This is a genomic window from Halomonas sp. HNIBRBA4712 (assembly GCF_043558675.1).
Taxonomy (GTDB): Bacteria; Pseudomonadota; Gammaproteobacteria; order Pseudomonadales; family Halomonadaceae; genus Vreelandella.
Genome location: NZ_JBIFXR010000003.1, coordinates 219967 through 246798, shown reverse-complemented (window position 1 = coordinate 246798; position 26832 = coordinate 219967). Strand labels below are relative to the sequence as shown.

The 26832-nt window shown below is 65.7% G+C and carries 20 protein-coding genes; 16 read left to right on the top strand and 4 right to left on the bottom strand.

Translation table 11 applies throughout. The annotated features are described in order from the left end of the window. The first annotated feature begins 7 nt into the window (after positions 1 to 7). The 6 genes from nadE (at position 8) to ACGK9R_RS08350 (ending at position 7234) form a co-directional block, all read left to right on the top strand. A complete protein-coding gene (gene nadE, locus ACGK9R_RS08375; protein ID WP_394580169.1) occupies positions 8 to 832 on the top strand; it encodes an ammonia-dependent NAD(+) synthetase in 825 nt (274 codons plus the stop codon). Between the two features lie 84 nt (positions 833 to 916). Then, positions 917 to 2068: an exonuclease SbcCD subunit D gene (locus tag ACGK9R_RS08370; RefSeq protein WP_394580166.1), complete on the top strand. Its 1152-nt coding sequence runs from the start codon at positions 917 to 919 to the stop codon at positions 2066 to 2068. Beyond that, positions 2065 to 5142 carry an AAA family ATPase gene (locus tag ACGK9R_RS08365; protein WP_394580165.1) on the top strand — a complete coding sequence of 1026 codons (3078 nt, stop codon included), beginning with the start codon at positions 2065 to 2067 and terminating at the stop codon, positions 5140 to 5142. The genes ACGK9R_RS08370 and ACGK9R_RS08365 overlap by 4 nt, the downstream gene beginning before the upstream one ends. 28 nt (positions 5143 to 5170) lie before the next feature. Then, complete coding sequence (locus tag ACGK9R_RS08360) at positions 5171 to 5884, top strand: tellurite resistance TerB family protein (protein ID WP_394580163.1); 714 nt, start codon at positions 5171 to 5173, stop codon at positions 5882 to 5884. Positions 5885 to 6011: 127 nt separating this feature from the next. Beyond that, positions 6012 to 6752: a tellurite resistance TerB family protein gene (locus tag ACGK9R_RS08355; RefSeq protein WP_394580161.1), complete on the top strand. Its 741-nt coding sequence runs from the start codon at positions 6012 to 6014 to the stop codon at positions 6750 to 6752. After that, positions 6752 to 7234, top strand: a complete 483-nt coding sequence (locus ACGK9R_RS08350; protein WP_394580159.1) for a phosphatidylglycerophosphatase A — start codon at positions 6752 to 6754, stop codon at positions 7232 to 7234. Before ACGK9R_RS08355 ends, ACGK9R_RS08350 begins: the two co-directional genes overlap by 1 nt. Before the next feature lie 91 nt (positions 7235 to 7325). Here ACGK9R_RS08350 and ACGK9R_RS08345 read toward each other — a convergent pair whose 3' ends face one another. Continuing rightward, positions 7326 to 8708, bottom strand: a complete 1383-nt coding sequence (locus ACGK9R_RS08345; RefSeq protein WP_394580156.1) for an NAD-dependent succinate-semialdehyde dehydrogenase — start codon at positions 8706 to 8708, stop codon at positions 7326 to 7328. Positions 8709 to 8928: 220 nt separating this feature from the next. Beyond that, positions 8929 to 9870 (bottom strand): LysR family transcriptional regulator, encoded by a 942-nt coding sequence (locus ACGK9R_RS08340; RefSeq protein WP_394580154.1) that lies wholly within the window; start codon positions 9868 to 9870, stop codon positions 8929 to 8931. 182 nt (positions 9871 to 10052) lie between these two features. On the opposite strand from ACGK9R_RS08340, the gene ACGK9R_RS08335 reads away from it, so the two are divergent. The 3 genes from ACGK9R_RS08335 to ACGK9R_RS08325 all read left to right on the top strand — a co-directional run bounded on the left by ACGK9R_RS08335 (position 10053) and on the right by ACGK9R_RS08325 (position 13896). Continuing rightward, complete coding sequence (locus ACGK9R_RS08335; RefSeq protein WP_394580152.1) at positions 10053 to 11561, top strand: CoA-acylating methylmalonate-semialdehyde dehydrogenase; 1509 nt, start codon at positions 10053 to 10055, stop codon at positions 11559 to 11561. A 248-nt stretch (positions 11562 to 11809) separates the two neighbouring features. Continuing rightward, complete coding sequence (locus tag ACGK9R_RS08330; protein ID WP_394580150.1) at positions 11810 to 13501, top strand: GMC family oxidoreductase; 1692 nt, start codon at positions 11810 to 11812, stop codon at positions 13499 to 13501. A gap of 191 nt (positions 13502 to 13692) precedes the next feature. After that, entirely contained in the window at positions 13693 to 13896 is a 204-nt protein-coding gene (locus tag ACGK9R_RS08325) for a cold-shock protein (protein WP_009101184.1), read from the top strand. 105 nt (positions 13897 to 14001) lie between these two features. Here ACGK9R_RS08325 and ACGK9R_RS08320 read toward each other — a convergent pair whose 3' ends face one another. Beyond that, the gene (locus ACGK9R_RS08320) at positions 14002 to 16047 is read right to left on the bottom strand and encodes a CocE/NonD family hydrolase (protein ID WP_394580147.1); all 2046 of its coding nucleotides are present in this window, start codon (positions 16045 to 16047) and stop codon (positions 14002 to 14004) included. A 48-nt stretch (positions 16048 to 16095) separates the two neighbouring features. Beyond that, positions 16096 to 17397: an acetyl-CoA carboxylase biotin carboxylase subunit family protein gene (locus ACGK9R_RS08315; protein WP_394580145.1), complete on the bottom strand. Its 1302-nt coding sequence runs from the start codon at positions 17395 to 17397 to the stop codon at positions 16096 to 16098. 304 nt (positions 17398 to 17701) lie between these two features. Between ACGK9R_RS08315 and ACGK9R_RS08310 the strand changes: the two genes are divergently transcribed. The 7 genes from ACGK9R_RS08310 (at position 17702) to ACGK9R_RS08280 (ending at position 26771) form a co-directional block, all read left to right on the top strand. Continuing rightward, positions 17702 to 19471 (top strand): SLC13 family permease, encoded by a 1770-nt coding sequence (locus ACGK9R_RS08310; protein WP_394580143.1) that lies wholly within the window; start codon positions 17702 to 17704, stop codon positions 19469 to 19471. A 65-nt stretch (positions 19472 to 19536) separates the two neighbouring features. After that, positions 19537 to 20202, top strand: coding sequence for an alpha/beta hydrolase (locus ACGK9R_RS08305; RefSeq protein ID WP_394580142.1), 666 nt, complete (start codon positions 19537 to 19539; stop codon positions 20200 to 20202). 114 nt (positions 20203 to 20316) lie between these two features. Next, the gene (locus ACGK9R_RS08300) at positions 20317 to 21012 is read left to right on the top strand and encodes a DUF4040 domain-containing protein (protein ID WP_394580140.1); all 696 of its coding nucleotides are present in this window, start codon (positions 20317 to 20319) and stop codon (positions 21010 to 21012) included. Next, on the top strand, positions 21009 to 22499 hold the full coding sequence (locus ACGK9R_RS08295; RefSeq protein ID WP_394580138.1) for a complex I subunit 5 family protein: 1491 nt from the start codon (positions 21009 to 21011) through the stop codon (positions 22497 to 22499). Before ACGK9R_RS08300 ends, ACGK9R_RS08295 begins: the two co-directional genes overlap by 4 nt. Then, positions 22496 to 24013 carry a proton-conducting transporter membrane subunit gene (locus ACGK9R_RS08290; protein WP_394580136.1) on the top strand — a complete coding sequence of 506 codons (1518 nt, stop codon included), beginning with the start codon at positions 22496 to 22498 and terminating at the stop codon, positions 24011 to 24013. The genes ACGK9R_RS08295 and ACGK9R_RS08290 overlap by 4 nt, the downstream gene beginning before the upstream one ends. Next, positions 24010 to 25776 (top strand): proton-conducting transporter membrane subunit, encoded by a 1767-nt coding sequence (locus ACGK9R_RS08285; RefSeq protein ID WP_394580134.1) that lies wholly within the window; start codon positions 24010 to 24012, stop codon positions 25774 to 25776. Before ACGK9R_RS08290 ends, ACGK9R_RS08285 begins: the two co-directional genes overlap by 4 nt. Further along, complete coding sequence (locus ACGK9R_RS08280; RefSeq protein ID WP_394580132.1) at positions 25773 to 26771, top strand: YihY/virulence factor BrkB family protein; 999 nt, start codon at positions 25773 to 25775, stop codon at positions 26769 to 26771. Before ACGK9R_RS08285 ends, ACGK9R_RS08280 begins: the two co-directional genes overlap by 4 nt. Positions 26772 to 26832 lie beyond the last annotated feature (61 nt).

The following is a 26832-nucleotide window of genomic DNA, read 5'->3' as shown; positions in this document are numbered from 1 at the left end:
CACTCCCATGGAAAACGACAGTGAGCAGCAAACCCGTATCCGTCAGGCCCTGAACGTCAAGGCGTCGATCGACGTGGAAGAGGAGATCGAACGGCGCGTGGGCTTTCTCTGCCGACGACTGCGCGAGACTGGCCTGCGTGCGCTGGTATTGGGGATCAGCGGCGGGGTGGACTCCACCGTGGCCGGGCGCCTTGCCCAGCTAGCGGTGGAAAGAGCGCGAGACGAAGGGCTGGACGCGCAGTTCTACGCCATGCGCCTGCCCTACGCTATCCAAGCGGACGAGGACGACGCCCAGCAGGCGCTGGGCGCCATCAAGGCCGATCATGTGCTGACGGTGAACATCAAGTCGGCCAGCGACGCCGCGCTCGCAGCACTCGAAGAGGGTGGGCTCGCTTTTGACAACGAACACCAGCGGGACTTCGTACTCGGCAACATCAAGGCGCGCCAGCGCATGATCGCTCAGTACGCCGTGGCGGGCACCCACCAGGGGCTGGTGGTGGGTACCGACCACGCCGCCGAGGCCTTGATGGGCTTTTTCACCAAGTACGGCGACGGCGCCTGCGACCTGGTACCGCTGGCGGGGCTGACCAAGGATCAGGTGCGCCGCCTGGGCGCCAGGCTGGGCGTTCCCGAGGCGCTGGTGAAAAAGCCGCCCACCGCGGATCTCGAAACCCTCAAGCCCCAGCTCGCTGACGAAGAGGCACTCGGCGTCACCTACGCCGACATCGACGCCTTCTTGACGGGCGAAGAGATCGGCGACCAGGCGCGTCAAACCATCGTGCAGACCTATCAGCGCACCCAGCATAAGCGCAACCTGCCCATCGAACCCTGAGCGTTTCGACGGCCGCCGCCCCGGGCGTGGCTAGCCTGGATGTGGATGATAAGATGCGGGCATCCTGTTCAACGCGAGCCTGCCATGCGACTTCTCCACACCGCCGACTGGCACCTGGGGCGGCTATTTCACAACGTTTCACTGCTCGATGACCAGCGCGTCGTGCTCGACCAGCTCATCGAGATCGTCGATGTCGAGGCCGTCGATGCAGTGCTGGTCGCCGGCGACATCTTCGATCGCGCCATTCCTCCCGCCGGCGCGGTCACGCTTCTGGACGACGTGCTTTATGAGCTCTGCGACAAGCGCGGCCTGCCGGTGGTGATGATCTCCGGCAACCACGACAGCGCCGAGCGGCTGCGCTTTGGCGCGCGCCATTTCAGAAAGGCCGGGCTGCATATCCTCTCCGAGCTGGGCGCGGTCGACGCGCCGGTCACGCTAAAAGCGCGCGGTGTGGCGGTGGATATCTTCGGGCTTCCCTACGCCGACCCGGAGCACGTAAGAAGCCACTTCAAGGTGGAGGTGCGCGACTTCGACAGCGCCCACCGCTTTCTGCTCGAACGCGTGGAAAGCGCCCGCCACCCGGGGCGGCCGACTATTCTGATGAGCCACTGCTTCGTCGATGGCGGCGCCGCCTCGGACTCCGAGCGCCCGTTGAACCTGGGCGGCGCTGAGAGCGTGGCCTGGGAGCCGATGCAGGGCTTTGACTACGTGGCGCTGGGCCACCTGCACGGCCCGCAGTATCGCGGCGGCGAGCATATCCGCTACAGCGGGTCGCTTCTGAAGTACAGCTTCTCCGAGGCGCGCCAGAAAAAGGGCGTGACCCTGGTGGATATCGACGAGCAGGGTAGCGTAACCACCCAGTGGCGCACGCTCACTCCAAAGCGCGAGGTGCGGGTGCTCGAAGGTGAGCTCGAGGTGCTTCTCGAAGAGGCGCAGAGCGCCCCGATCGAGCGCCGAGACGATTATCTGCTGGTACGTCTGACCGATCGCCACGCGATTCTCGACCCGATGAGCAAGCTGCGCGCGCACTACCCCAATGTGCTGCACCTGGAGAAGCCCGGCATGCTGGAGGCGCGCGGCGCCCAGCAGCTCGACCGCGAGAAGCTCGGCTTCAGCGCGCTGGAGATGTTCAGCGACTTCTTCGAGCAGACCAGCGGCGAGGCGCTCGACGAGGAGCAAAAAGAGATCGTGCGTGAGCTGATCCGGGAGCTCGACCGAGCGGAGGCGCACTCATGACGCCGCTTACGCTGACGCTTCAGGCCTTTGGCCCCTTCGCCAGGGTCGAGCGGCTCGATTTCACTGCCCTTGGCCGCCACCCGCTGTTTCTGATCAACGGCCCCACCGGCGCCGGCAAGAGCTCGATTCTGGATGCGATTTGCTTCGCGCTCTACGGCCAGACCACCGGGCAAACCAGCAGTGATGAGCGCAGCGCCAGCCAGATGCGCTGCGACAGCGCCGCCCCCGATTTGCTCACCGAAGTGACCCTGGATTTTCGCCTTGGCGACGGCGTTTACCGCATTCGCCGTGTGCCCCAGCAGCAGCGGCCCAAGGCGCGAGGCGAAGGCACCACCACGCACAATACCGAAGCCCAGCTCTGGCGTTTGACCGAGGCGCTGGAAGAAGAGAAGTGCCTGGTGGTGAAAAACGTCAAGGAGGCGACCGACCAGGTTCAAGCGCTGTTGGGCCTCGATGCCAGCCAGTTTCGCCAGGTGATGGTGCTGCCCCAGGGCAAGTTCCGCGAGCTGCTGGTCGCCCCCTCCAGCGAGCGAGAAAAGATCTTCGCCAAGCTCTTTCAGACCCACATCTTCCAGCGTATCGAAGAGCAGCTGCTGGAGCGCTCGAAAGGCATCGTTGCCCGGGTCAAGAGCCACCGCGAGCATATCAGCGGGCTGCTGGCCGGCGGCGAGCTCGAAAGCGAGGCCGCACTCGATCAGGAGCTTTCCGCGCTGGCGCCTCGGGTCGGGGAAGCCTCCGCCGGGCTCGAAGCCGCCAGGCAAGCGCGCCGCCAGGCGGAGCAGCGCCGCGACGCGGGCCGCGAGCTCGAGCGCCAGCGCCAGGCCCGCGACGCGCTGGTCAGCGAAAAGCGCGCGCACCTGGAGCGTGGTGAAGCGATCGACGCCGAGCGCCGGCGGCTTTCGCAAAACGAGCGCGCCCAGCAGCTGCGCGCCTCGTTTGACGCCGAGGCCCAGGCGCGCACGGCGTTCGAGGCGGCCCGCGAGGAGCAGCGCCAGGCCGAGGCCGGGCTGAACGCCCAGCGCGAACGCAGAGTGGAGGCGCAAACGGCGCTGGCCGCGGCGCAAAAGCGCGCCGAGCAGTTGGGTGATTTGACCGAGCGGCGCCGGGCGCTGGGCGAGTATCTCGAAAAAGGCCAGGCGCTCGAGGCGCTCGCCGCGCAGACGGGCGAGGCCGAGGCGGCGCGGGAGCGCCTGGAAGCCACCTTCCAACGCGAGACCCGGCGCCTTGACGAGATTCGCCGTAAGGGCGAGGCGGCAAGCCAGCGGCTCGAAGCGCTGCAGAGCGAGTATCAAAAGCTTGCCGGGGCGCCGGCCGAGCTTGGCCGGCACCGGGAGCTTTTGGCCGCGCGCCGCGAGCTCGAGGCGCTGGGTGAAAAGGAGCGCCAGACCGACGCCGCCGAGCGCCGCGCCGCCCAGGCGTTTGAGCGCAGCCAGGCGGCGACGCAACAAGCCGAGCGCGCCGCCACCGAGTGCGAAATGCACTGGCACCGGGGCCAGGCGGCGCTGTTGGCGCACACCCTTCAGGCCGACACACCCTGCCCGGTGTGCGGAAGTACGAATCACCCCGCGCCCGCCGAGCCCGCCGGTGACATCGTCACAGGCGAGCAAGTGGAGCAGGCGAGGGCGCAGGCGGCCCGCGCCCGCCAGGCCCAGGCCGAGGCCGAACGCACCCGTGAATCAGCGCGCTTCGACACTCGCCAACACGCGGAGCAGCGCCGCCGCCTGAGCCAGGCACTCGGCGAGTGGGCCGAAGCACCGCTTGCCGCGCTCGAGCGCGCCGTTTCTACCGCTGAGGCGCAGTGCGCGCGGCGCGAGCAGGTCGAGCGTGAAATGGCCGAGCTTGGCCGCGAGCGCGAGATGCTGCGTCGCGACTGGAGCGCCCAGGATCAAAAGCTGAAAGCGGCCCAGGCTGAGCGTGAAACCGCTCGGGAGCAGGCGCTGCGCCTGGCGAGCCAGCGCGACCAGCTCAGCGAAGCGCTGCCCGCGGATGCCCGCGACCCGAAAGCGCTGAGAGCGAATATCGACACGCTGGACGCCGAGATTCGCGAGATCGACACCCGTTTTGCAGCCGCGCAAAAGGCGCACGGTGAAAGCGTGGCGCAAGAGGCTCGCGCCGAGGAGCGCGCCAGCGGCGCCGCCACGCGGCTTACGCAGAGCGAGCGGGCGCTGCAAAACGCGCTTGACGAGTGGCGGGAGGCGCTGGCGGCGAGCCCGTTCGAGAATACCCGCGCCTTTGAAGCCGCCAGGCTCGATGAGCCCGAGCGGCTGGCGATTGCCGAGTGGGTCGAGGCCTACCAGCGGCGCCTGGATGAGCTCACCGGTGCCATCGCCAGCGCCGACGCACGGCTTGGCGAGCAGCCGGCGCCGGACATGGCCGCGCTCGAAGCGCAGGTCGAGGAGCGCCTGGCTCGCGAGCAGGCGGATTTCGAGGCCTGGCGAGGGCTGCAGGAGCGCCAGAACGCGCTTTTGGCGGTGCGCCAGAAGCTCGCCGCTGCCCATCAGGCCCAGCAGGCGCTGGAAGCCGAGTACCGGCTCTGGGGCACGCTCAGCGACGTGGCCAACGGGCGCACGGGCAACCGCATCAGTTTGCAGCGCTTCGTGCTCGGGGTGCTGCTCGACGACGTGTTGATCCAGGCCTCCCAGCGGCTCACGCGCATGAGCCGCGGGCGCTACCAGCTGGTGCGCCGCGAAGACCCGTCGAAAGGCAATCGCGCCTCAGGGCTCGAGCTCGACGTGGCGGATACCTACACCGGCAAGCAGCGCCCGGTGGCCACGCTCTCCGGCGGCGAGTCGTTCATGGCGGCGCTGTCGCTGGCGCTGGGGCTTTCGGACGTGGTTCAGGCCTACGCTGGCGGCATACGGCTGGACACGCTGTTCATCGACGAGGGCTTTGGCAGCCTCGACCCGGATGCACTGGAGCAGGCGATCGAGGTACTCTGCGAGCTGCAGTCGAGCGGGCGGATGATCGGCATCATTTCGCACGTTAGCGAACTCAAGGAGCAGATGCCGGTTCGTATAGAGGTGGCCGCCCACCGCCTGGGAAGCACTCTCTCGATCAAGGGGGCGGTACCGTGAACATTGGCCTAAACACAAGGAGTGATCCATGAACGCGAGCAGGATTCTACAGCAGCTGATGCAGCAGGCCGGCGGCAAGGGCGGCCAGAGCGGTGGGGTGGACGTCAAGGGCATGCTCGACGGCCTCTCGCGCCAGTTCGGCGGCGGTGAAGGCGGGTCGTCATCCAAAGGCGGCGGGCTGGACATGAAGAGCCTGCTCGGCGGCGGCGCCGTAGGCATGCTGGTGGGTTCGAAGCGCGGGCGCAAACTCGGCGGCAAGGCGCTGAAGTACGGTGCTATCGCCGGGGTCGGCATGCTCGCCTGGAAGGCGTGGCAGAGCCACCAGGCGAAGGGCGCCGGCGTTGAGGCCGATGAAGGCGAGCGCGTCGAGGTGCTCGAAGGCGAGCTTCAGGAGCGGCGAAGCCTCGAACTTCTGCAGGCGATGATCATGGCCGCCCGCGCCGATGGCCATATCGACGCCGAGGAGCGCGCCTTGATCGCTGAACAGATAGATGCCCTCGGCGCCGACGACGAGCTCCACGCCTGGGTCGAGCAGCAGCTCTCTGCCCCGCTCGACGCCAAAGCGCTCGCCTCGCAAGCGGACTCGCCCCAGGCGGCGCGGGAGATGTACCTGATCAGCCTGGCGGTGAGTGATGAACAGAACCCGATGGAGAAAGCCTGGCTCGATCAGCTTGCCTCGGAGCTTGCGCTCGACCGCGACATGGTCGCCGAGCTCGAGCGCCAGGCGGTCCAGGCCGGCTGAGGCTCAGCCGCACGATCGCCCGGCCGCCCTTGGCCGTGTAGACCGGGTGGAGGTCAACCGGGTCGAAAGCGTCTAATCTGCTGGTAGAGTGGCGGGTTGCCACTCCATTAGCTCAAGGAGTCCACGGATGAACGCGAGTCATGTTTTCAAGCAGTTGATGCAGCAGAGTGACGGCGAGATGGGTATCAAGGGCGTACTGGACACCCCAGCGTACGAGTCCCAGGGGTCGCGCGAGCGCTATCAGGGCCGTGCCCAATCGGCCCCCGCCTCACGGCCGCGCGGCTTCGATACCCGAAGCGCGCTGGGCGGCGGCGTCATGGCGCTGCTGATGGGGTCCGGCCCCGGGCGCAAGCTGACCGGTAAGGCGCTCAAGTACGGGCTCGTGGCGGGCCTTGGCGTCTACGCCTGGAACGCGTGGCAAGGCTCCGAGTTACGCAACGGCCGTGGCGGCGCAGACGATGAGCGGCAAGACGATACCCGCTTTGATCCGCTCGACACCCTGGGCGGCGAGCGCCAGGAGCAGCGCAGCCGGGCTCTGCTTCAAGCGGTGATCATGGCCGCCCGCGCCGGCGGTGAAAGCGACGAGCAGGTGCGCCGCTCGGTGACCCAACGTATGCACGAGCTGGGCGCCGACGATGAGCTCAACGCCTGGGTGGAAACCCAGCTAAGCGCCCCGCTGGATGCAAACGCGCTTGCCGAGCAGGCGGACTCGCCCCGGGCCGCTCGGGAGATCTACCTGGTCAGCTTGGCAGTAATCGACGAGCATCCTGCGGCGAACCACGCCTGGCTTCATGAGCTGGCCGACGCTTTGGGGCTCGACCGCGACACCGTCGCCGAGCTCAAGCGCCGGGCGGCCCAGGCCGGCTGATGCTGGAGACGCTCAATCTGGCGCTCGCCTCGGGGTTGGGGGTTGGCTTCGCGCCGCTCGCCCCGGGCACGGTGGGCACACTTTGGGGCGTGGCGCTGGCCTGGTGGCTTTTGCGCCTTCGTTTGCCCCAGCAGTTGGCGATCAATGCCGCGCTGCTGGGTTTGGGCGTTGTGGTTTGCCACTTTGCCTCAAGCTATTACGGCGGGCTGGATTACGGCAGCATCGTGTTCGACGAGATCGTTGCCTTTCCGCTGGCGGTGATCGGGCTTGCCGGTGCCCGCACGCCCTGGGCGATGGCGCTGGCGTTCGTCATCTACCGCGTCTTCGATGCGCTGAAACCGCCGCCGGTGCACCTGGCCGAGTTCGCCCCCGGCGGGCTTGGCGTGGTGCTCGACGATGTGATCGCCGCGCTGCTCACTTGGCTTTTGATGGCCGCGCTCTTGACGCTGCGCCGCCGGGCGTACTTCAGAAAAGCGGCCTGATACTGTCTACAAAAGCGCTACAAGCCACAAAAAACGCCGCAAGCAGCGCTTGCGGCGTTAATCGATACTCGAGCTAGCAAGGTGTTAGCGATCACTCCTGAACGACGATCACCGCCTTGGCGTTGACGAACTCGTGCATACCAAAGCCGCCGTGTTCACGGCCGTAGCCGGAGTCCTTCACGCCGCCAAAGGGCATTTCCGGGGTGGCGACGCCAAAGCCGTTGATGAACACCATGCCGGTGTCGAAGTACTTGCTGGCAAGCTCGGTGGCGCGCTTGACGTCCTTCGAGATGATGCCGCCGCCGAGGCCGTAGCGGCTATCGTTGGCGATGCGCATCGCGTCTTCATCGTCTTTCGCGCGAATCAGCGCCGCGACCGGGCCGAACAGCTCGTCGTCGTAGGCGGGCTGGCCGGGCTTGACCTCATCGAGCACCGTAACCGGATAGAAGGCGCCGGGACCAGAGGGCTTCTCGCCGCCGCAGAGGATTTTGGCGCCTTTGGCCACGCTCTTCTCGACCTGCTCGTGAAGGCCGTCGCGCAGATCCACCCGTGCCATCGGGCCGACATCGGTGCCGCTCTCCTTCGGGTCGCCCACCTTGAGCTGCTTCATCTTTTCGACGTAGCGCTCCTTGAAGGCCTCGTAGTTCTTCTCGGTGACCACGAAACGCTTGGCTGCCACGCAGGTCTGGCCGCCGTTGAACACGCGCCCGGTGACGCAGGTGTCCACCGCCAAGTCCAGGTCGGCGTCGTCGAGCACCAGGTAGGCGTCGTTGGAGCCCAGCTCCAGCACGGTCTTCTTGAGGTTCTCGGCGGCCTTGGCGGCGACCTTGCGCCCGGCGGTGTCACTACCGGTCAGGGTCACGCCGCGCACATGCTTGTGCTCGATGATCTTGTCCGATACGTCGTGGGAGATGACGATGGTGCGGAAGACGTTTTCCGGTAGGCCCGCCTCGCGGTAGAGCTTCTCGAGGAACAGGCCACTGCCGGTGACGTTTTCGGCGTGCTTCAACAGCACCGCGTTACCCGCCATGAGGTTGGCGATGGAGTAACGCACCGCCTGATAAGCCGGGAAGTTCCAGGGCTGAATGCCGTAGATCACGCCCATCGGCGAGTAGGTGACGATGCCGCGCTCGCCGTTGCCGGGCTTGCGCTGCTCGTCGGCGAGCTTTTTCGGCCCCTGCTCGGCGGTGTAGTCGCAGATGCCGACACACAGATCGATCTCCTGACGCGCCTCTTCCGGCGGCTTGCCCATCTCGTCGACGATCAGCGTGGCGAACGCCTCCTTGTTGTCGGCCAGCGCCTTGCCGATCGCCTTGATGACCTGAGCGCGCTCGTCGAGGGACTTCAAACGCCACTGCAAAAACGCTTCGTGCGCCTGCTCGACGACTTCGAGGGCTTTCTTTTCATCCATCAGCGAGTAGGTTTCGAGGTTTTCGCCGGTGGCCGGATTGACTGTCGTAATGCTGTTGCTCACAAGACCTCCTATCTTTAGATCAACGCGTTGAATCGAGCGGTGTCGATTGATGGCGGTGGCTTCCACCGCCTCCGGTCCTATCGAATCGATCCTGTCAGATCGTGCAATAGCCGACCGGTCTATTCGGTACATCGTTAACCCTAGTAGACGAATGTCGAAATACGCAAACGGGAAATGTTGTGTTTCTCGAGTACCGCCTCTTGAGCTTAGCCCGTTTTGGTCATTTCTCCGCTGAAAAGGTTTCAAGGCCCGGTTCGACGGCCGCAGGGCGGTGAAGCCAGACGCTTTCCAGGGTATCCAGCGCCGCCTGAATCGGCGGCTCCACCTCGCGGTCGCTTCGCCAGGCGAGGCTGAGTGCGCAGGGCAGGCGCACCCCTTGCGCCACGGCCAGCCCGTTTGCCTGGCGCTCGGCCATCGCCTGGGCGTCGCGGGCGAGGCTCAGGCCGACCCCGGCGCGCACCAGGTCCAGCATGCACGCCTCCTGGTCGACCAGCGCCACGCCGTTGGGCGTGGCGCCGCAGGCCTTCAGCGCGTGGCCGAGCAGCCGGTGGTGGGCGGAGTCCTTCGGCGTCACGATCCAGGGGAGCCTGGCGAGCGCCTCCCAGCGGGTATCGAGAAGCCGGGTTTCCCAGCCGGGCGGGGCGATGACGTGGTAGTGAAAATGGGTCAGCTCACGATAGGCGAGCGCCTCGACGCCGGGGCCTTCGCCGGGCGGGGCGAGCGTGAAGCCGACATCCAGGGTGCCGCGCTCGAGCTTTCTGATCACGCTGCCGCTCATGCCGTGGGCCAGCTCGGTTTGAAGCTGCGGCGCGCGGGCCATCAGCCGGCTCAAGAAGTGGCCCAGGCGGATGAACTCCGGGTCGACGATGGTGCCGACCTTTAGCTTGCCGTGAAGGGTCTGGTGCAAGGCGCTGGCGCTCTGTTCGAAGACCTGAACGCTTGCCAGCGCCTGGCGGGCGGCGGGCAGCAGCGCGTAGCCATCGTCGGTCAGCGCAAGCCCCTGGGGACGGCGGGTGAACAGCGTCAGGTTCAGGCGCGCCTGGAGCTGTTTGAGCTTCAGGCTGACCGCGGGCTGGGTGAGGTGAAGCTGCTCGGCGGCTTTCGAGACGCTGCCGCTCTGGGCCACGGCGACGAACGCTCTGAGCGCGGCGTACTCCTGCATCAAACGTCCTCGGTGGGCGAGTGTTATCAAAAAAGCTTATATCGCGGTTAAGAATTACTCAATTGATCCCGGCGGGGAGCGCGGTAAGCTCGAAGGATGGGGCCTCGTCCCGTTTCAAAGTCACTATCTTCAGCGATCACTAGCTCCAGCGATCACTACCTCCAACGATAAAAAGGCAGCTTATGTCCACCGCGATCCATCACTATATCAACGGCCAGCGCACCCCGGGCAGCAGCGGCGAGTGCCAGCCGGTCACCAACCCGGCAACCGGCCAGGTCACCGGCGAAGTCGCGCTGGCCACGCCTAGGGATGTCGACCAGGCGGTCGAGGCGGCGCTGGCCGCGTTTCCCGCTTGGGCGGATACCCCGCCGATTCGCCGCGCGCGGGTACTGTTCAAGTTTCTCGAGCTTCTGAACGCGCACAAGGACGAGCTCGCCGAGGCGATCACCAAAGAGCACGGCAAGGTCTTTTCCGACGCCCAGGGCGAGGTGGCCCGGGGTATCGATATCGTCGAGTTCGCCTGCGGCGTGCCGCAGCTCTTGAAGGGTGACTACACCGATCAGGTGAGTACCGGCATCGACAACTGGACGCTGCGCCAGCCGCTCGGCGTGGTGGCGGGCATCACGCCGTTCAACTTCCCCGCCATGGTGCCGATGTGGATGTTCCCCATGGCGATCGCCACCGGCAACACCTTTATCCTGAAGCCAAGCCCCTTGGACCCGAGCGCCTCGCTTTTGATCGCCGATCTGTTGCAGCAGGCGGGCCTGCCGGATGGCGTGTTCAACGTGGTGCAGGGCGGCAAGGAGGCGGTCGAGGCGCTGATCGATCACCCGGACGTTCAGGCGCTGTCGTTCGTCGGCTCCACGCCGATTGCCAACGCGATCTATCAGCGCGGCGCAAGCCACGGCAAGCGGGTGCAGGCACTGGGCGGGGCGAAGAACCACATGGTAGTCCTGCCCGATGCCCACCTGGATAAAGCCGTGGATGCGCTGGTGGGCGCGGCCTTCGGCTCCGCCGGCGAGCGCTGCATGGCGATCAGCGTGGCGGTGCTGGCCGATGAGATCGCCGACGAAGTCGTCGCACGACTGGCCGAGCGGGCGCACGGGCTCAAGGTGGTCGACGGCATGCAAGCGGACGCCGAGATGGGGCCGATCGTCACCCGCCAGGCCCATGAGCGCATCACCGGCTATATCGAGAAGGGCGCGGCGGAAGGTGCAACGCTTGTGGTCGACGGGCGCGAGTTCGACTCGAGCCAAACCGGCGAGGGCAACGCGGAAGGCTTCTGGATGGGCGGCACGCTCTTTGATCACGTCACCCCGGAGATGACCATCTACAAGGAAGAGATCTTCGGCCCGGTGCTCGCCTGCGTGCGCGTGCCGGACATCAAGAGCGCGATCGAGCTGATCAACGCCCACGAGTTCGGCAACGGCGTGAGCCTCTTCACCGAGAGCGGCAGCGCGGCGCGGGAGTTCGGCCGGCGTATCCAGGTGGGAATGGTGGGCATCAACGTGCCGATTCCGGTGCCCATGGCCTGGCACGGCTTCGGCGGCTGGAAGCGTTCGCTGTTCGGCGATACCCACGCCTACGGCGAGGAGGGCGTGCGCTTTTACACCAAACAGAAGTCGATCATGCAGCGCTGGTCCGACTCCATCGACACCGGCGCCGACTTCACGATGCCCACGGCCAAATAAACCGCGTTTTTTCAACCACGTACCGCCCCTGCACTGCGGTAATGCCAGTCAGGCTTGTTCAGGTTTTGTGGGAGGGAGCTTCAGCTCGCGACGGGTGGCCAGGCCAAGGCGCCTGACGGCGCCATTCGCCGAAATGTCGGACCACCGCTGAAGCGGCCTCCCACAGCAGGCTAGCCTAACGTAATGGGTAGTTGGATACCTTGACTGAACGGCATTGCGGCTTGGCTGGTGCGGCAGGGGAGACCCTCATGGTCGCTACCAATAATAATGACGACAACCGCACGCCCAACGCTTCATCGTTTGACTACATCGTTATCGGCGCCGGCACTGCGGGCTGTTTGATGGCCAACCGGCTAAGCGCCGATCCGAATAACCGCGTGCTGCTGATCGAGGCGGGTGGGCGCGACAACTACCACTGGATCCACGTGCCGGTGGGGTATCTCTACTGTATCAACAACCCGCGCACCGACTGGCTCTACAAGACCGAGCCGGACGAGGGCTTGAACGGCCGCGCGCTGATCTACCCGCGCGGCAAGACCCTTGGCGGCTGTTCGAGCATCAACGGCATGATCTACATGCGCGGCCAGGCCCGCGACTACGACCACTGGGCAAGCGTGGTCGACGACCCGGCCTGGCGCTGGGAGAGCTGCCTTGCGGATTTCATCCGCCACGAAAGCCACTACCGTATGGACGAAGGCGGCGACGCCGACGCCGAGCACCGCCAGTTTCACGGCGGGGGCGGCGAGTGGCGCATCGAGAAGCAACGGCTCAAGTGGCCGGTGCTCGACGACTTCGCTCGCGCCGCCGTCGAGGCAGGGATTCCACGCACCGAGGACTTCAACCGCGGCGATAACGAAGGCGTGGCCTATTTCGAGGTCAACCAGCGCGCGGGCTTTCGCTGGAACACCTCGAAGGCGTTTCTGCGCCCGGCGCTCAAGCGGGCGAATCTCACGCTCTGGCACACAAGCCAGGTCAACACGCTCTGCTTTGACACAACCGGCGAGCGCCCGCGCTGCGTGGGCGTCGAACTCGAGCGGCGCGGGAAAACCGAGCGGGTGCACGCGTCAAAAGAGGTGGTGCTGTGCGCCGGCGCCATCGGCTCGCCGGCGCTTTTGCAGCGCTCCGGCATCGGCGCCCGCGAGCACCTGGACGAGCTGGGTATCGAGCTGGTCAAGGAGCTGCCCGGCGTGGGCGAGAACCTGCAGGATCACCTCCAGATCCGCTCGGTGTATCGAGTCAGCAACGCCAGAACGCTTAACGCCATCGCTTCCACGCTTTTGGGCAAGGCGGGCATCGGCTGGGAGTATTTGACCAAACGCACCGGGCCGATGAGCATGGCGCCGTCGCAGCTTGGCGCGTTCACGCGAAGCTCACCCGACTACGCTCACCCCAACATCCAGTACCACGTGCAGCCCTTGAGCCTGGAGGCGTTCGGCCAGCCGCTGCACCCGTATCCGGCGATCACCGCGAGCGTGTGCAACCTGAACCCGACCAGCCGCGGCACGGTGCGCATCAAAAGTCGCGACCCGGCCGTGGCGCCGTCGATCCGCCCGAACTACCTGAGCACCGAGGAGGATCGCCGGGTGGCGGCGGATTCGCTGCGCGTGACCCGGCGCATCGCCGCGCAGCCGGCGTTTGCCCAATATCGCCCGGAGGAGGTCAAGCCCGGCATCGAGTACCAAAGCGACGAGGAGCTGGCCAAACTCGCCGGCGATATCGGTACCACGATCTTTCATCCGGTCGGCACCACGCGCATGGGCCGCGCGAATGACCCGATGGCGGTGGTGGATGCCAGACTCAAGGTATTCGGGGTGGACGGGCTCAGAGTGGCGGATGCCGGTATCATGCCCACCATCACCAGCGGCAACACCAATTCGCCCACGCTGATGATCGCCGAAAAAGCCGCTAAATGGATTTTGGATTCGCCGTCATCGCATTGACATTTTTTTAAGGCATGGTGTTGACGTGTGTACCGCATAGGTGCATGCTTCGAAACAGTAGGTTAGCAAGTCGAACGTTGTCAGCAGGATCGAAACGCTTGAGCGTTGAGTCTGGTGAAAGTTTCTTGTTCTACCCACTGTAACTCGGGTATTACCCGGCTTTTCATTGCGCTACATCGAGGATTTCGATCATGGCAACTGGTACCGTCAAGTGGTTCAACGACACTAAAGGTTTCGGCTTCATCTCTCCTGACGACAACGGCGACGATCTGTTCGCTCACTTCTCCGAAATTCAGGCTGACGGCTTCAAGACTCTGCAGGACGGCCAGAAGGTTTCCTTCGACGTCACCCAGGGTAAAAAAGGCCTTCAGGCTTCCAACATCAAGGTTCTGTAATTTCGAACCCCTGATGTTTCCCGCTTGCTGACGCAATCGGGCAAGAAAAACCCCGCTCATCGCGGGGTTTTTTGCGTCTGGCGGTGGGGCGCTCGCTTCGGCTCGCTAGACCAGATCGCGCGCAATCCACTCATCCCAGCTTTGTGAATAGACCCGCGTGTCGCCCTCCCAGGCGTCGAGCGTGGCCTGGATGCGAAAGGCGTCGCTCGTTGCCGTGAGCCGCGTGTGGGTCAGCGTGCGCACCATCCAGTCGCCGCGGCGAAACATCCGCTCCCAGTCGGTGATGCCTTCGATGCTGCGGTAGTCGCCGTAGGCGTAGCGGTAGCGCTCGGTCACCTTGCCGGCGATCTCGAGATCGATATCGTCGAAGCGGTAGCAGCCCTCGTCGTTGACCACCAGCACCTCGTTGACGTCGGTGGCCAGGTCGCGAATCACCCGCCACACCTCGCCGCCGGTTTCGATCACGGTGGTGGCCAAGCCCGGCGCCGATACCGGCGGCTCGAATTCCGGCAGCGCCGCTTCCTCGTCCGGGCGCGGCTCGCGGGTGGGCAAAACCAGCCGGCAGGCTTCGGGGTGAAAGGTGAGGCGCACCGGCTCCGGCGCCGGCCAGGCGATGGGCCAGTAGCTGGTCGAGATCGCCACGCGAATGGCGTGGCCGGCCTGAAACTGCTGGGCAATGTGCTTGAGCGCCACGCGTACGCGGTAGCGCTTGCCGGGTTCCAGCGGCTCGGGAAATTCGTCGCTGTCGCGGTGGGTCAGGTTCAAAAGTCCGTAAGAGACGCGGGTCGCCTTGTCGTCCGGGTGGATGTCGCTCAGGCGCACTGCCACCATCGCCACCGGCTGATCCGATGAGAGTGTAAGCTCCAGCACCGGCTGGCCGCAGATTTCGAGCGGCTCTTCGAGTCGCGCGGTCTGGAAGATCAGCGAGCCGCCGTCTTCGTCGCGCTGGTCGTGGGGCAGGTCCGGCGGCGCGTTGTAGGAGCACCACTTGCCGGCGTGAAGCCCTACCGACAGCGACGAGCGCAGCGTCATCGGCGGCTCGCTGGCCGCATGTGCGCTTTCGCTCGCGGCGTCTTCTTCGGCCAAAAGGTCGTGGCCGGCGGTCAGCCGGTAACGCTGAGGGACGATATTGGCCGAGGGCCAAGCGGGCTCGGCGATCCAGCGCCCCGGGCGGTAGTCGTAGCGGGTCGAGGGCGGCGCCGACTCCTGCATCCAGACGCGCAGCATGGGCTCGTCCATGATGGTGTTGTCGATGCCCTTGAGCCAGTAGTCCCACCAGCGCAGCGCATCCTGCAAAAAGCCGATGGCCGGCCCCGGCACGCCCAGGTGCGGGTACTTGTGCGACCAGGGGCCGACCAGCCCCTTGCGCGGCACGTCAAGGCCCGCCATCAGCCGGAACACCGCGTTGCAGTAGCCGTCGGCCCAGCCGCTGATGGCGTAGACCGGGCACTTGATCGCGCTGAAGTCCTCGCACACCGAGCCGTGCTTCCAGTAGTCGTCGCGGCGCTGGTGCTCGAGCCACTGCTTGAGCCAGAGCCCGCTGCCGGCCAGGCGCTCGAGCCACATCTCGCGCCAGCGCTCGCCCACCAGCGCCGGGTCCGGCGGGCAGGCGTTGCCGTCGAACATGGTCGAGGCCCAGGAGAGGTTATCCACCAGCATGCAGCCGCCCATGTGGTGCACGTCGTCGGCGTAGCGGTCGTCGGTGGAGCAGATGGTGATGATCGCTTTGAGTTCCGGCGGCTGGCGCGCGGCGATCTGCAGCCCGTTGAAGCCGCCCCAGGAGATGCCCACCATACCGGCGCTTCCCGTACACCAGGCCTGGCGGCCGAGCCAGGCGAGAATCTCGACGCCGTCATCGAGCTCCTGGGGCAGGTACTCGTCATAAAGCACGCCGTCGGACTCGCCGGTGCCGCGAATGTCCACCCGCACGCCGGCGTAGCCGTGGCCGGCCCAGAAGCGGTGCATACCGGCGTCGCGCTGGGCGGTCAAATCGCGCTTGCGGTAGGGCAGGTATTCGACGATGGCGGGGACCGGGTCGGCGTCGGAATCGAAGGGCCGCCAGATGCGTACCGCCAGGCGCGTGCCGTCACTCATCTCGATCCAGCTCTCCTCTTCGAACACGCGCCGGGGCAAGTCATCCACGATCTGCATAAGCACTCTCCTTGAAGGCGAGGTTTTTCATCGAAACGAACGCTTCGCTCAGCCGATCACGTCGCTGAACTCGAAGTGAAGCCGCTCGGCCAGGTTGCGGTAGTTTTTCTCCAGCGCTTCGCTGGTGGTCGCCCCCATCCAGATGTAGGCCAGCGCGTAGCTGTAGGCGTCCTGCTCGGGCAGATCCGAGAGCCGTTGGCCGGGCTTGACCTGCAGGTCGATCAGCGTGCCGGGGTAGGCCTCCTCGAGCGCTCGAACCTCCTCTTTCGAGGGTACGCGGGCCACGGTCGCGTCATCGAAGAAGACGCGGTAGAAGAACTTGCCGGCGACGGGAAACGCGCCTTCGCGGTGGGGCATGTCGGGCCTCTGGCCCAGCGCCAGGTCGATGGTGACCTGCTGATGGCTGACGCCGTCGACCTTTTCGAACACGTCGCAGTGGGACTGCGAAATACGCGTGTTGACCTCCAGAAGCCAGATGCGGTTCTGAATCTCGTCCCAGAAGAACTCGACGTTGAAGGCGGCGTTGTCGTAACCGATATGGGTCAAGAGCGTAGTGGTCAGCTCGCACATCTTTTGCTGGATCTTCTCCGGCAGGGTGGAGGGGTAGTGGTAGCAGAGAAAGCTCAGCACCCGCGGGTAGCGCAGTGAGTCGACGATGCCGTAGGGCACCACCTCGCCTTCGAACACGTAGCCTTCGACGGTGCACTGCCAGCCGCCGATGATCTCCTCGGCCATGCAGTAGCCCCCATCCACCCGGCGCACCTCCTCGGGGATCTCGGCCTGGTCGAGAATGAAGTTGAACGGCTCGGAGATCAGGCCGATATCGCGCCGGAGTTCCTTGATCGCGGATTCGAAATCCTCGGGGCTATCGATGCGAAAGCCAAGACGCGAACCCGAGGACTTGATCGGCTTGACGAAAAACGGAAAGTAGAGCCCGGCACGGCCGATCTCGGAGAGTGCCTGATCGTCGAAGGGGTCGAAGGCGGTAAAGCGGGGAATGAAGTTGCCGATCACCTCGCGCTGGCAGCGCCGGCTCCAGTACTTGTGCTCGCACTTCAAAAGGCTTTCAAGGCTCGTGGTGCGGGTACCGAAGCGGTTGCACAGAAGCGGCAGCATGGTCGAGACGGGAAAATCCATGTAGCCGACGATGGCGTCGATTTTGGGTTCGAAGCTGGAAAGGGTGTCGCCGGCGCGCTCGACCATCGATTCGATCGGGAACACTTCGGTATCGTACACCTCGGCGGGCTCGATGACGCCGTGAAACTCGAAATGCTCGGCGCCGCGCAGGCGCTTCAAGCGCTCGCGGTTGAAGTCGTTGAGTCCCACCACGAAGATATGCTGCGTTTTCATCGGTAATCTCCTGTCACCAAGGAAAATGCGGTTGACCGCCACGATCCATCGGGCTCCAGCAGCGTACGGGGGAAAGAGGAGGTCGCCTTTGTTCTGTTTGTGTAACGGCTACTTTAAGGAGCTTAGCGGGCTTTATGGGTTGGCGCTCGCCGGGATTTCGTCACGGCGTCAGGTTCTCGCGCTGTCAGAAATAGGCTTGATGGCCGTATAGATTTTTATGGAATAAATGTGTTTCTAAAAATGACTTTTTAGAATATCAGTCAGGCGGCACAATGAGCGCGTTTCTATTTTCAAGGCGCGCGTCATGTCATTGGATGCTTGGATTGCGTTGGGCGTGGTATTGACGGTGTTTCCGTTGATGGCGCTCTCCCGGCTGGGGCCGGATATGATTCTGATGGGCGCGGTGGTCGTGCTGATGACGCTGGGCGTGATCGACCCCGGCCAGGCGCTGGGCGGCTTCTCCAACTCGGGGCTTTTCACCGTGGCGTTCATGTACGTGCTGGTGGCGGGTATCCGCGAAACCGGCGGTATCGATTTGATCATTCGCCACGTGCTGGGCCAGCCCGCTACGGAGCGGCGCTCGCTCGCACGGCTGGTGCTGCCGGTGGCGACTCTCAGCGCCTTTTTGAACAACACCCCGGTGATGGCGACCTACATCCCCGCGGTGATGGGCTGGAGCCGACGCATCAAGCGCTCGCCCCAGCGGCTTTTGATGCCGCTGAGCTTCGCCTCGATTCTCGGCGGCACCGTGACGCTGTTTGGCACCAGCACCAACCTGGTGGTCTACGGCCTTCTTACCGAGCGCTACCCCACACTTTCGATGGGTCTATTCGACCTGGCCTGGGTGGGGCTGCCCGTGGCGCTGGCGGGGCTTGCCTACCTGATTTTCATCGCGCCCAAACTTTTGCCCAACCGTGAGGGCATGGCGCGGGCGTTCGCCAACCCGCGCGAGTTCACCATCGAAATGGAGGTCGACCCCCAGGGCGTGCTGGTCGACCGCACCGTTCAGGAAGCGGGGCTCAGACACCTGCAGGAGCTATTTCTGGTCGAGATCGAGCGCGCCGGCAACGTGGTCAGCGTGGTGGGCCCCGGCGAGCGGCTCAAGGGCGGCGACCGGCTGGTGTTCGCCGGCACCAGCGACGCGGCAGTGGAGCTTCAGCAGATTCGCGGGCTGGTGCCCTCGAGCGAATACGGCTCGAGTCTGGAAAAGGAGTTCAAGGAGCGCCGGCTGGTCGAGGCGGTGGTGTCGCACCAGTGCCAGTTCATCGGTCAGCGCATTCGCGATGGCCGCTTTCGCACGCTCTATGGTGCGGCGGTGCTGGCGATCTGCCGCGGCGGCGAGCGGGTCACGGGGAACCTCGGCCAGGTGCGGCTGCAGTCATCCGACGTGCTGCTGCTCGAGGCGCGCCCGCCGTTCATCGAGCGCCACCGGGAGTCGAAGGACTTTCTTCTGATCAGCGAGCTCAACGGCGCCGCCCGGCCGGTACACGAAAAGGCGCCGCTGGCCTGGGGCATTCTGATCGGCGCGGTGCTGCTGGCGGCGTTTGGCGTGTTGAGCATGCTCAACGCGGCGATGCTGGGGGCCGCACTTGCGCTGTTGACCGGCTGCTGCTCGGTGGCCGGCGCCAAGCGCGGCCTCGATACCCAGGTGCTTCTGACCATCGCCGCCTCCTTTGGCGTCGGTGCGGCGCTTTCGAGCTCCAGCGCGGCGGACGTGCTCGCCGGCGGCGTGCTGTCGATGGTCTCGGGCAGCCCCTGGCTTTTGCTGCTGGGCACCTACTGCGTGGTGGCGCTTCTGACCGAGCTTGTGACCAACAACGCCGCGGCGGTGATCATCTTTCCGGTGGTGACCGCCGCCGCCGAGAGCCTGGGGGTGAGCGTGATGCCCTTCGTGGTGACGATCATGTTCGCCGCCTCGGCCAGCTTTCTGACCCCGATCGGCTATCAGACCAACCTGATGGTGTATGGCCCCGGCGGCTATCGCATCACGGATTTTCTCAAGGTGGGCGGCGGGCTCAACGTGCTGACCGGCGTGATCGCGGTGGCGCTGATTCCGCTGGTGTGGCCCTTCTGAGCGCGACGCTCGCCGTGGCGGCCGGTTTGCGCTAGGGTGTCGCTTTTGCTTGAGGAAAACCTTCGATGTCAGAGCCCGGTGAGTTGATCATTGAACCCAAAAGCGGCCAGCCGGCGGATGCCTGCGTGTTCATCATTCACGGCCTTGGCGCCGACGGTCACGACTTCGAGCCGCTGATTCCGGCCATGGGGCTGTCACCAAAGCTCAACGTGCGCTTCATCATGCCCCACGCGCCGCGCTTGCCGGTGACCGTCAACGGCGGCATGGTGATGCCCGCCTGGTACGACATCCTGGCGATGGATTTGGGCCGCCGGGTAGACGAGGTGCAGCTGACCCGCTCCGCCGAGCGCATTCAAGCGTTGATTCAGGAGCAGATCGACCAGGGCATGGAGAGCCGGCGCATCATCGTCGCGGGCTTCTCCCAGGGCGGGGCGGTCGCCTACCAGGCCGCGCTCACTTTCGACGCGCCGCTGGGCGGGCTTCTGGCCATGTCGACCTACTTCGCCACCGGCGAGAGCATCGCGCTAAGCGAAGCCAATGCGGCGATTCCGATCGAGGTGCACCACGGCAACTTCGACCCGGTGGTGCCGGAAAGTCTGGGCCGCGCCGGCGCCGACCGGCTCAAGAACAAGGGTTACAGCGTCAACTACCGCCAGTATCCGATGGCCCATGCGCTCTGCCCGCAGCAGGTCAACGACATCGGCAAGTGGCTGCAGGCGCGCCTGGGCTAACGCACCCGGAGCGTTTAATCGGGCCGCTCGCCACCGGTTCGAACCCAATCGACAAGCGCGACAAAGGCAGGCACAGTAGCCCTTTTCGAGCCGAGCAGGGAATCAGCGAGGCCTATGTTAGCGTCCATCGACCCTTGGGAAACGGCGCTCGCCGTGTGTTTGGCGCTTGCCACACTGGTGTGTCTGTTCGATCGTCATGTCTTGCGCGCCACCGTCGCGTTCATCGCGTTGGCGCTCTTCATGGTGCTCGCCTGGGCGTGGCTGGGCGCACCCTGGCTTGCGCTGGCGGAACTGGCGCTGGGCGTGCTGCTTACCGGCGCGGCGCTGTTTTACGCCCTCGGCGCCTTCCACCGGGGGCTAGCGCGGCGCGCTCTCGGGCGTAAAAGCCCGCATATCGATACCTTCCAGGGGCCGGTCAGCCACCGCTTTGCCCGCGGCGCGCTCACGCTTGCCTGGTGCGTCATGGTGGGCGCGGTGATTCGCCTGGTCGTGCCCGGCATGGCCTACGCGCCGTCGGAGCATCCGCTGATGCTCGTGGCGGTATTGATGGTCGGCACCGCCATGGGCGCCTTTGCGCTGCACCGCCATCGGCTTCGTCGGCTGCTCGCTTTCAACGTATTGGGCTCCGGCGTGTTTTTGCTGATGATCGGGCTCGCTGGGGCGCATGAAGGCGCCCAGGCGCTGGTCGGCGTGGGACTTTTCATCGCCTGTGTCGGTACGCTGCTTGGCGCGCTATTGATTCGCCACCTTCACTCCCACGACGACGAGGCGAACCAGGAAGATATCCAGGCCTCTGGAGTCGCCCGATGAGCTGGCGCTTCGGTCTTTACGACAGTACCTTCGCACCGCTGGCGCTCAGCCACTGGGCGCTTTTGTGCGTGCTGCTGCTGCCTCTGGTGGCGGGGCTTTGCGCGGCGCTGCGCCCGCCCAAGCGCGGCGTGTCGGTGCTGCTGGCAAGTGGGGTGATCCTTGCCGCCGGGCTTTGGCTGATGCGCGATGTGCAGCAGGCCGGGCTCTTGCGCTGGCAGGCCGAGGTGGCCGGGGTCGGTCTATCGCTGCGCCTGAACGGGCTCGGCGCGCTTTTACTGCTCGTGACCCAGTGCGTGGGCGCGGCAGCGGCGCTCTATACGCCGGGGCATTTTCGCCTGAGCCCGGCCGGCCCACGCGAGCGCTGGCTGTGGCCGCTGATGGGCGGGGTGGTCAGCGCGCTGTCGCTTTTGTGGCTGGCGGCGGATCTTCTGACCCTTTACGTGGCGCTCGAGGCGCTGGGGCTTTCGGCGGTGGCGATGCTGCTGTTGTCCGGCAAGCCCGAGGCGCTCGAGGCGGGCATGCGCTACCTGTTGCTGACCCTGGTTGGCTCACTTACCTACCTGATGGGCGTGGCGCTGATTCTTGGCCAATGGGGGGAGCTTACGCTTCTCGCGCTTTCCCGGGTGGTCGAGCCCGGCGCCGTGGCCTGGGTGGCGGCGGCGCTTCTGGGCGCGGGGCTCGCCCTCAAGGCGGCGCTTTTTCCGCTACACGGCTGGCTGACGCCGGTGCATCAGAGCGCCTGGACGCCGGTGAGCGCGCTGCACGCGGGGCTGGTGATCAAGGGCTCGCTCTACATCCTCATCATGCTCTGGAGCATTCTGCTGCCGGATACCTTCTGGGCGCCGCGGCTGGTGGCTTGGCTTGGCGCGCTGGCCATCGTCTGGGGCGGGCTGATCGCCTGGCGGGCAGAGTCGCTGAAAACCATCGTCGCCTCGTCGACGGTGGCGCAGCTTGGCTATCTGATGGTGGCGTTTCCGCTGCTGCTGGGCCCGGACGTGGCGCCGATCCCCCAGGCGCTGGGCTGGCAGGGGTTCTGGCTGATGTTGATCGGCCATGGACTTGCCAAGGCGGCGATGTTCATGGCCGCAGGCAATCTGATTCTCGCCACCGGCGAGAGCTCGCTTGCCGGGCTTGCCGGCACCAGCCGACGTCTGCCGCTATCGCTTCTTACCTTTGGTATTGCCTCGATCACGCTGATGGGCCTGCCTCCCAGCGCCGGCTTCACCGCCAAGTGGCTGTTGCTGCACGCCATGGTGCTCGAAAGCCAGTGGACGGCGGCGGCGGCGCTTTTGGCGGGAACGCTTCTGACGGCGGCCTACGTGTTTCGCGTGTTTCGCTACTCCTTCGATGAAACCGCGCCGCGCCACGATTACCGCCCCTTGGCGCCGGGTATGGACGCGATTGCGCTGACCCTGGCGCTCGCCGCGCTTTGCCTGGGGCTTCTGGCGCACCTGCCGCTGGCGCTTTTGCAGGGAGGGGGCGCATGAACGAAATGAACGACATGGCGTGGCTGCCGCTGGCCACGCTTTTAGTGTCGCTGGTGGCGGCAGTGGCGATCTTTTCGCTGCCCGAGCAGGCGAGGGCGGTTCGTACCGTCATCAACCTGACGGCGGCGGCGTGCAAGGTGGCGCTGGTGACGCTCATGGTCGGGCGCATCTCGGCGGGCTTCGAGGACACCTTCAGCTTTCAGATCATCGGCGGCATCGACTTCGTGCTGCGCGCCGATGCGCTCGGCGTGATGTTCGCCGGGCTCTCCTCGATACTCTGGCTCTGCACCACCGTTTACGCCATCGGCTATCTCGAAGGCGCGGCGAACCGCAAGCGCTTCTTCGGCTTTTTCAGCCTGTGTGTGACCAGTACGCTGGGCATCGCGCTGGCGGGCAACCTGTTCACCTTCCTGATCTTCTACGAAATGCTCACGCTTTCGACCTACCCGCTGGTGGCCCATGCCGGCACCGCTAAGGCGCTGGCGGCGGGGCGAGTCTATTTGCGCTACACGCTCTCTGCCGGGGTGGTACTGTTGCTTGGCGTGGTCATGCTCTACAGTTTGACCGGGGATCAGTCTTTTGCCTCGGAGCAGGGGCTTTCGCGCTATCTCGACGATCACCGGGGGCTTCTGACGCTGATTTTTGCGTTGCTGGTCGGCGGGCTCGCGGTCAAGGCGGCGGTGGTGCCGCTGCACGGCTGGCTGCCCCGGGCGATGGTGGCGCCGGCGCCGGTCAGCGCGCTCTTGCACGCCGTTGCGGTGGTCAAGGCCGGCGCCTTCGGTATCCTGCGCATCATCTACGACCTTTACGGTATCGAGCTCAGCGTCGAGCTGGGGGTAACCAGCGTGCTGGCGGTGATCGCCTCGGTGACGATTCTTTATGGCTCGCTGCGGGCGCTCACTCAGACCGAGCTCAAACCGAGGCTCGCTTTTTCCACCATCAGCCAGGTCTCCTACATCGTGCTGGGGGTGTGTCTGGTCGGGCCGTTTGGCACCATCGGGGCGCTGGCCCACCTGCTGCACCAGGGCCTGATGAAAGTGACGCTGTTTTTCTGCGCCGGCATCTACGCAGAGGAGCTCGGCATTCACCGCATCGACGAAATGGACGGTGCGGGCAAGCGCATGCCGCTGACCAGCATCGCCTTTACATTGGGCGCGTTTGGCATGATCGGGCTTCCGCCCACCGCCGGGTTCATCACCAAGTGGTATCTGGGTATTGGCGCCGTCGAGGCGCAGATGCACTGGGTGGTGGCGGTGCTGGTGGCGAGCAGCACGCTCAACGCGCTCTATTTTCTGCCTATCGTCTACCGGCTCTGGTTTCGCCCGGGGCCCGCCCACGGCGTGGGCGCTTGGCCCGATGAGCAGCGCCTGGGGCGGCTGGAGACCCACGGCTGGCTGCTGTGGCCGGCGGTGTTCACCACGGTAGCGAGCCTGGCCGCCGGGCTTCTGGCGGGGCTGCCTTTCAGCCCGCTGGACTGGGCCACCAGGGTCGCCATTGGGGAGTACCTGCCATGACCGCGCTCTTTCTACTCGCGCTGGCGTGGCCGCTTTGCGTGGCGCTGGGCGCGGCGGGCCAGGCGTTTCGAGCGTCGGCCAGGCGGCGCTACTTTGGGCTGTCGTGGGTAAGCGCTGCCTGGCCGGCGCTGGCGCTGGCCTTCGCGGGTGAAGGGGCGTGGGAGTGGGCGCCCTGGCTTCTGGGAGGGGAGTGGGCGCTCGACGCCTTGGCCCGCCCCTGGCTTGCGTTCACGGCGCTGTTATGGAGCTTGGCCGCGCTTCACGCCTGCGGCTACTTCAAGCGTGCCCAGGCGCGCGCCCGTGATGGCGACGGCGACGAGGCCTATCGGCTCTCGCGCTTTGCGCTTTGCTGGCCGCTGGCGTTTCTGGGCAACGCGCTGTTGATCGTCTCCCGCGATGTGGCGAGTTTCTATCTCGGCTTCGCGCTGATGACCTTCGCCGCCTACTCGCTGGTGTTGCACCACCAGAGCCTTGATGCCAAACGCGGCGCCAGCGCCTACTTGATACTGGCGGTGATCGGCGAAGGGCTGATCCTGGGCGGGCTCCTGTGGGCGGCGGGTAGCGGTGAGGCGACCACGCTCGAAGGCGTGCGCGAGGCGATCACCCAAGCGCCCGGCGGGGTGTGGATGGCGCTTTTGCTCTGGCTCGGCTTTGGGGTGAAGGCCGGCGTGATCGGCCTGCACGTTTGGCTGCCGCTGGCGCATCCGGTCGCCCCGGCACCGGCCAGCGCCGTGCTGAGCGGGGCGATGATCAAGGCGGGGCTTCTGGGCTGGCTGAGCTTTCTGCCGCTGGGGGCCGAGGCGTTGTCCCCGGCCTTTACCACGCTTGGCGAAGCGATGCTCGTGGCCGGCTTCGCCGCCGCCTTTGGCGCGGCGCTTTATGGCGTCGCCCAGGCGCACCCGAAGGCGGTACTGGCCTACTCGAGCATCAGCCAGATGGGCATGCTCACCGTGCTGGTGGCGATGGGCCTGGTCAACGCCGAGGTGTGGCCGCTGCTGCTGCCCGGTATCGTGCTCTTTGCCGGGCACCACGCGCTGGCCAAGGGGGCGCTGTTTCTGGGTACCAGCGTCAGCGAGCACATGCCGCGACTTCCCCGCGCGCTTTTATGGCTTTTGCTGGCGCTGCCCGGGCTTTCGCTCACCGGTGCCTTCGGCGCGGGGCTGGTCAGCAAGTACACTTTCAAGCACGCGCTGGAGGAGATGGCGCACGCCCGCATCGTCTTTTTGCTTACTCTGGCGGCGGTGGGCACCGCGGCGCTGGTGAGCGTGTGCCTGTGGCGCCAGTGGCAAACCCGAAGCGCCGGTGGCAGCGATGCCTGGCAGGTCACGGCTTGGACGCTCGCCGCCGTTGCCGCGCTGGCCGCGCCCTGGTGGCTGCCGCTGCCTGAGGGTAGCGTGTACGTACCGTCGCTCTCATCGCTTGGCTCGCTGGTGTGGCCGCTACCGGTTGGGGTCGCACTGGTGGCGCTGGGCGTGGCGCTTGGCCGGGCGCTTTCGCTTTCGCCCTGGCGCCCCGGCGATCTCTGGTGGGGCTACCGGCCGCTCGGGCTTTTCGGCGTGGCGCTGTGCCAGCGCTTGGCCCAGGCGTGCGGCCGGGTCAAGGGAGGAAGCGTTGACGCCGCGCTCGCCCTCGAGCGGCGCGCCATGGCATGGTTGACCCATACGCTCGAAGGCGAGACGTGGCTTCGCCGCCACGGCAGCGGGCTGATGATGGCGCTGGCCGTGGTGCTGGCGCTGCTACTGATCTGGGAGGGACATGGATGAGCCGATCGAAGCCGGAGGCGACGTCGCGCGGGCGGCGGGCGAAAACCCCCGAGGAGATTCCCTCACCGGGGCTTGTGGACGTGGGCTGGCGCGTGGTTCGCGCCGCGCGGCGCAACCGGCTGACCATGCTGGCGGCCAGCACCGCCTTTTACGCGCTGCTGGCGCTGTTTCCCACCATCGCGGCGGTGATTTCGCTGTGGGGGCTTCTGTTCGACCCGCTGGAGGCGGCCCAGCAGCTTTACGAGATCAGCCGCTTCATGCCGCCGGACACGGCGAACCTGATCGACCAGCAGGCCGAGCAGGTAGTCGAGAACACCGAAACCGGCAACTTCATGGCGGCGATGATCGGGCTTGGGATCGCCATGTTCGTCGCCTCGAAAGGGGTGGCGGTGCTGGTGGTGGGGCTCAACGTCGTCTATGGCGAAAGCGAAAAGCGCCCGTTCCTGCGGCGCACGGTGCTTCTGACCGTGCTCACCCTGGGGCTGATCGTCATGACGTTGATTTCACTTGGCTTCATCGCGCTGATTCCGATGGCGGTGGAGTCGCTCGCCGTCCAAGCGCCGCTCGACAGCGTGATCAACTGGCTGCGCTGGCCGGTGCTTCTGCTCATCACCAGCTTTCTGATCGCGCTGCTCTACCGCTTTGCCCCTTACCGGCGCAAGCCGCGCTGGGAGTGGCTCAACTACGGCACGCTGTTCGCGACCGTGGCCTGGCTTCTGGGCTCCGCGGCGCTGTCGTTCTACGTGCGCACCTTTACCACCTTCAGCGAGGTGTACGGCTCGCTGGGGGCGGTGGTGGCCATGATGATGTGGTTCTGGATCTCGGCGTTTCTGGTGCTGTTCGGCGCCGAGCTCAACTGCGAACTGGAGCGCCAGACCCTGAAGGATACGACGGTGGGAAGCCCGCGCCCGCTCGGCGAGCGCGAGGCCTTCGCCGCCGACACGGTCGGGGTGACCAACCCGATGAGCGAAGACAAGAACGCCGATAGCCAATGAAAACTAGCCAATGAAAACGCCGCCCGAAGGGGCGGCGCAGATAGGTGATCACGCTTGGGTT

Coding starts and splice junctions, on each gene's coding strand:
- ACGK9R_RS08290 (WP_394580136.1), top strand. CDS start 22,496: ATGAACGAAATGAACGACATGGCGTGGCTGCCGCTGGCCACGCTTTTA.
- ACGK9R_RS08335 (WP_394580152.1), top strand. CDS start 10,053: ATGTCCACCGCGATCCATCACTATATCAACGGCCAGCGCACCCCGGGC.
- ACGK9R_RS08280 (WP_394580132.1), top strand. CDS start 25,773: ATGAGCCGATCGAAGCCGGAGGCGACGTCGCGCGGGCGGCGGGCGAAA.
- ACGK9R_RS08360 (WP_394580163.1), top strand. CDS start 5,171: ATGAACGCGAGCAGGATTCTACAGCAGCTGATGCAGCAGGCCGGCGGC.
- ACGK9R_RS08340 (WP_394580154.1), bottom strand. CDS start 9,870: ATGCAGGAGTACGCCGCGCTCAGAGCGTTCGTCGCCGTGGCCCAGAGC.
- ACGK9R_RS08350 (WP_394580159.1), top strand. CDS start 6,752: ATGCTGGAGACGCTCAATCTGGCGCTCGCCTCGGGGTTGGGGGTTGGC.
- ACGK9R_RS08330 (WP_394580150.1), top strand. CDS start 11,810: ATGGTCGCTACCAATAATAATGACGACAACCGCACGCCCAACGCTTCA.
- ACGK9R_RS08305 (WP_394580142.1), top strand. CDS start 19,537: ATGTCAGAGCCCGGTGAGTTGATCATTGAACCCAAAAGCGGCCAGCCG.
- ACGK9R_RS08365 (WP_394580165.1), top strand. CDS start 2,065: ATGACGCCGCTTACGCTGACGCTTCAGGCCTTTGGCCCCTTCGCCAGG.
- nadE (WP_394580169.1), top strand. CDS start 8: ATGGAAAACGACAGTGAGCAGCAAACCCGTATCCGTCAGGCCCTGAAC.
- ACGK9R_RS08325 (WP_009101184.1), top strand. CDS start 13,693: ATGGCAACTGGTACCGTCAAGTGGTTCAACGACACTAAAGGTTTCGGC.
- ACGK9R_RS08295 (WP_394580138.1), top strand. CDS start 21,009: ATGAGCTGGCGCTTCGGTCTTTACGACAGTACCTTCGCACCGCTGGCG.
- ACGK9R_RS08370 (WP_394580166.1), top strand. CDS start 917: ATGCGACTTCTCCACACCGCCGACTGGCACCTGGGGCGGCTATTTCAC.
- ACGK9R_RS08285 (WP_394580134.1), top strand. CDS start 24,010: ATGACCGCGCTCTTTCTACTCGCGCTGGCGTGGCCGCTTTGCGTGGCG.
- ACGK9R_RS08320 (WP_394580147.1), bottom strand. CDS start 16,047: ATGCAGATCGTGGATGACTTGCCCCGGCGCGTGTTCGAAGAGGAGAGC.
- ACGK9R_RS08355 (WP_394580161.1), top strand. CDS start 6,012: ATGAACGCGAGTCATGTTTTCAAGCAGTTGATGCAGCAGAGTGACGGC.
- ACGK9R_RS08300 (WP_394580140.1), top strand. CDS start 20,317: ATGTTAGCGTCCATCGACCCTTGGGAAACGGCGCTCGCCGTGTGTTTG.
- ACGK9R_RS08315 (WP_394580145.1), bottom strand. CDS start 17,397: ATGAAAACGCAGCATATCTTCGTGGTGGGACTCAACGACTTCAACCGC.
- ACGK9R_RS08310 (WP_394580143.1), top strand. CDS start 17,702: ATGTCATTGGATGCTTGGATTGCGTTGGGCGTGGTATTGACGGTGTTT.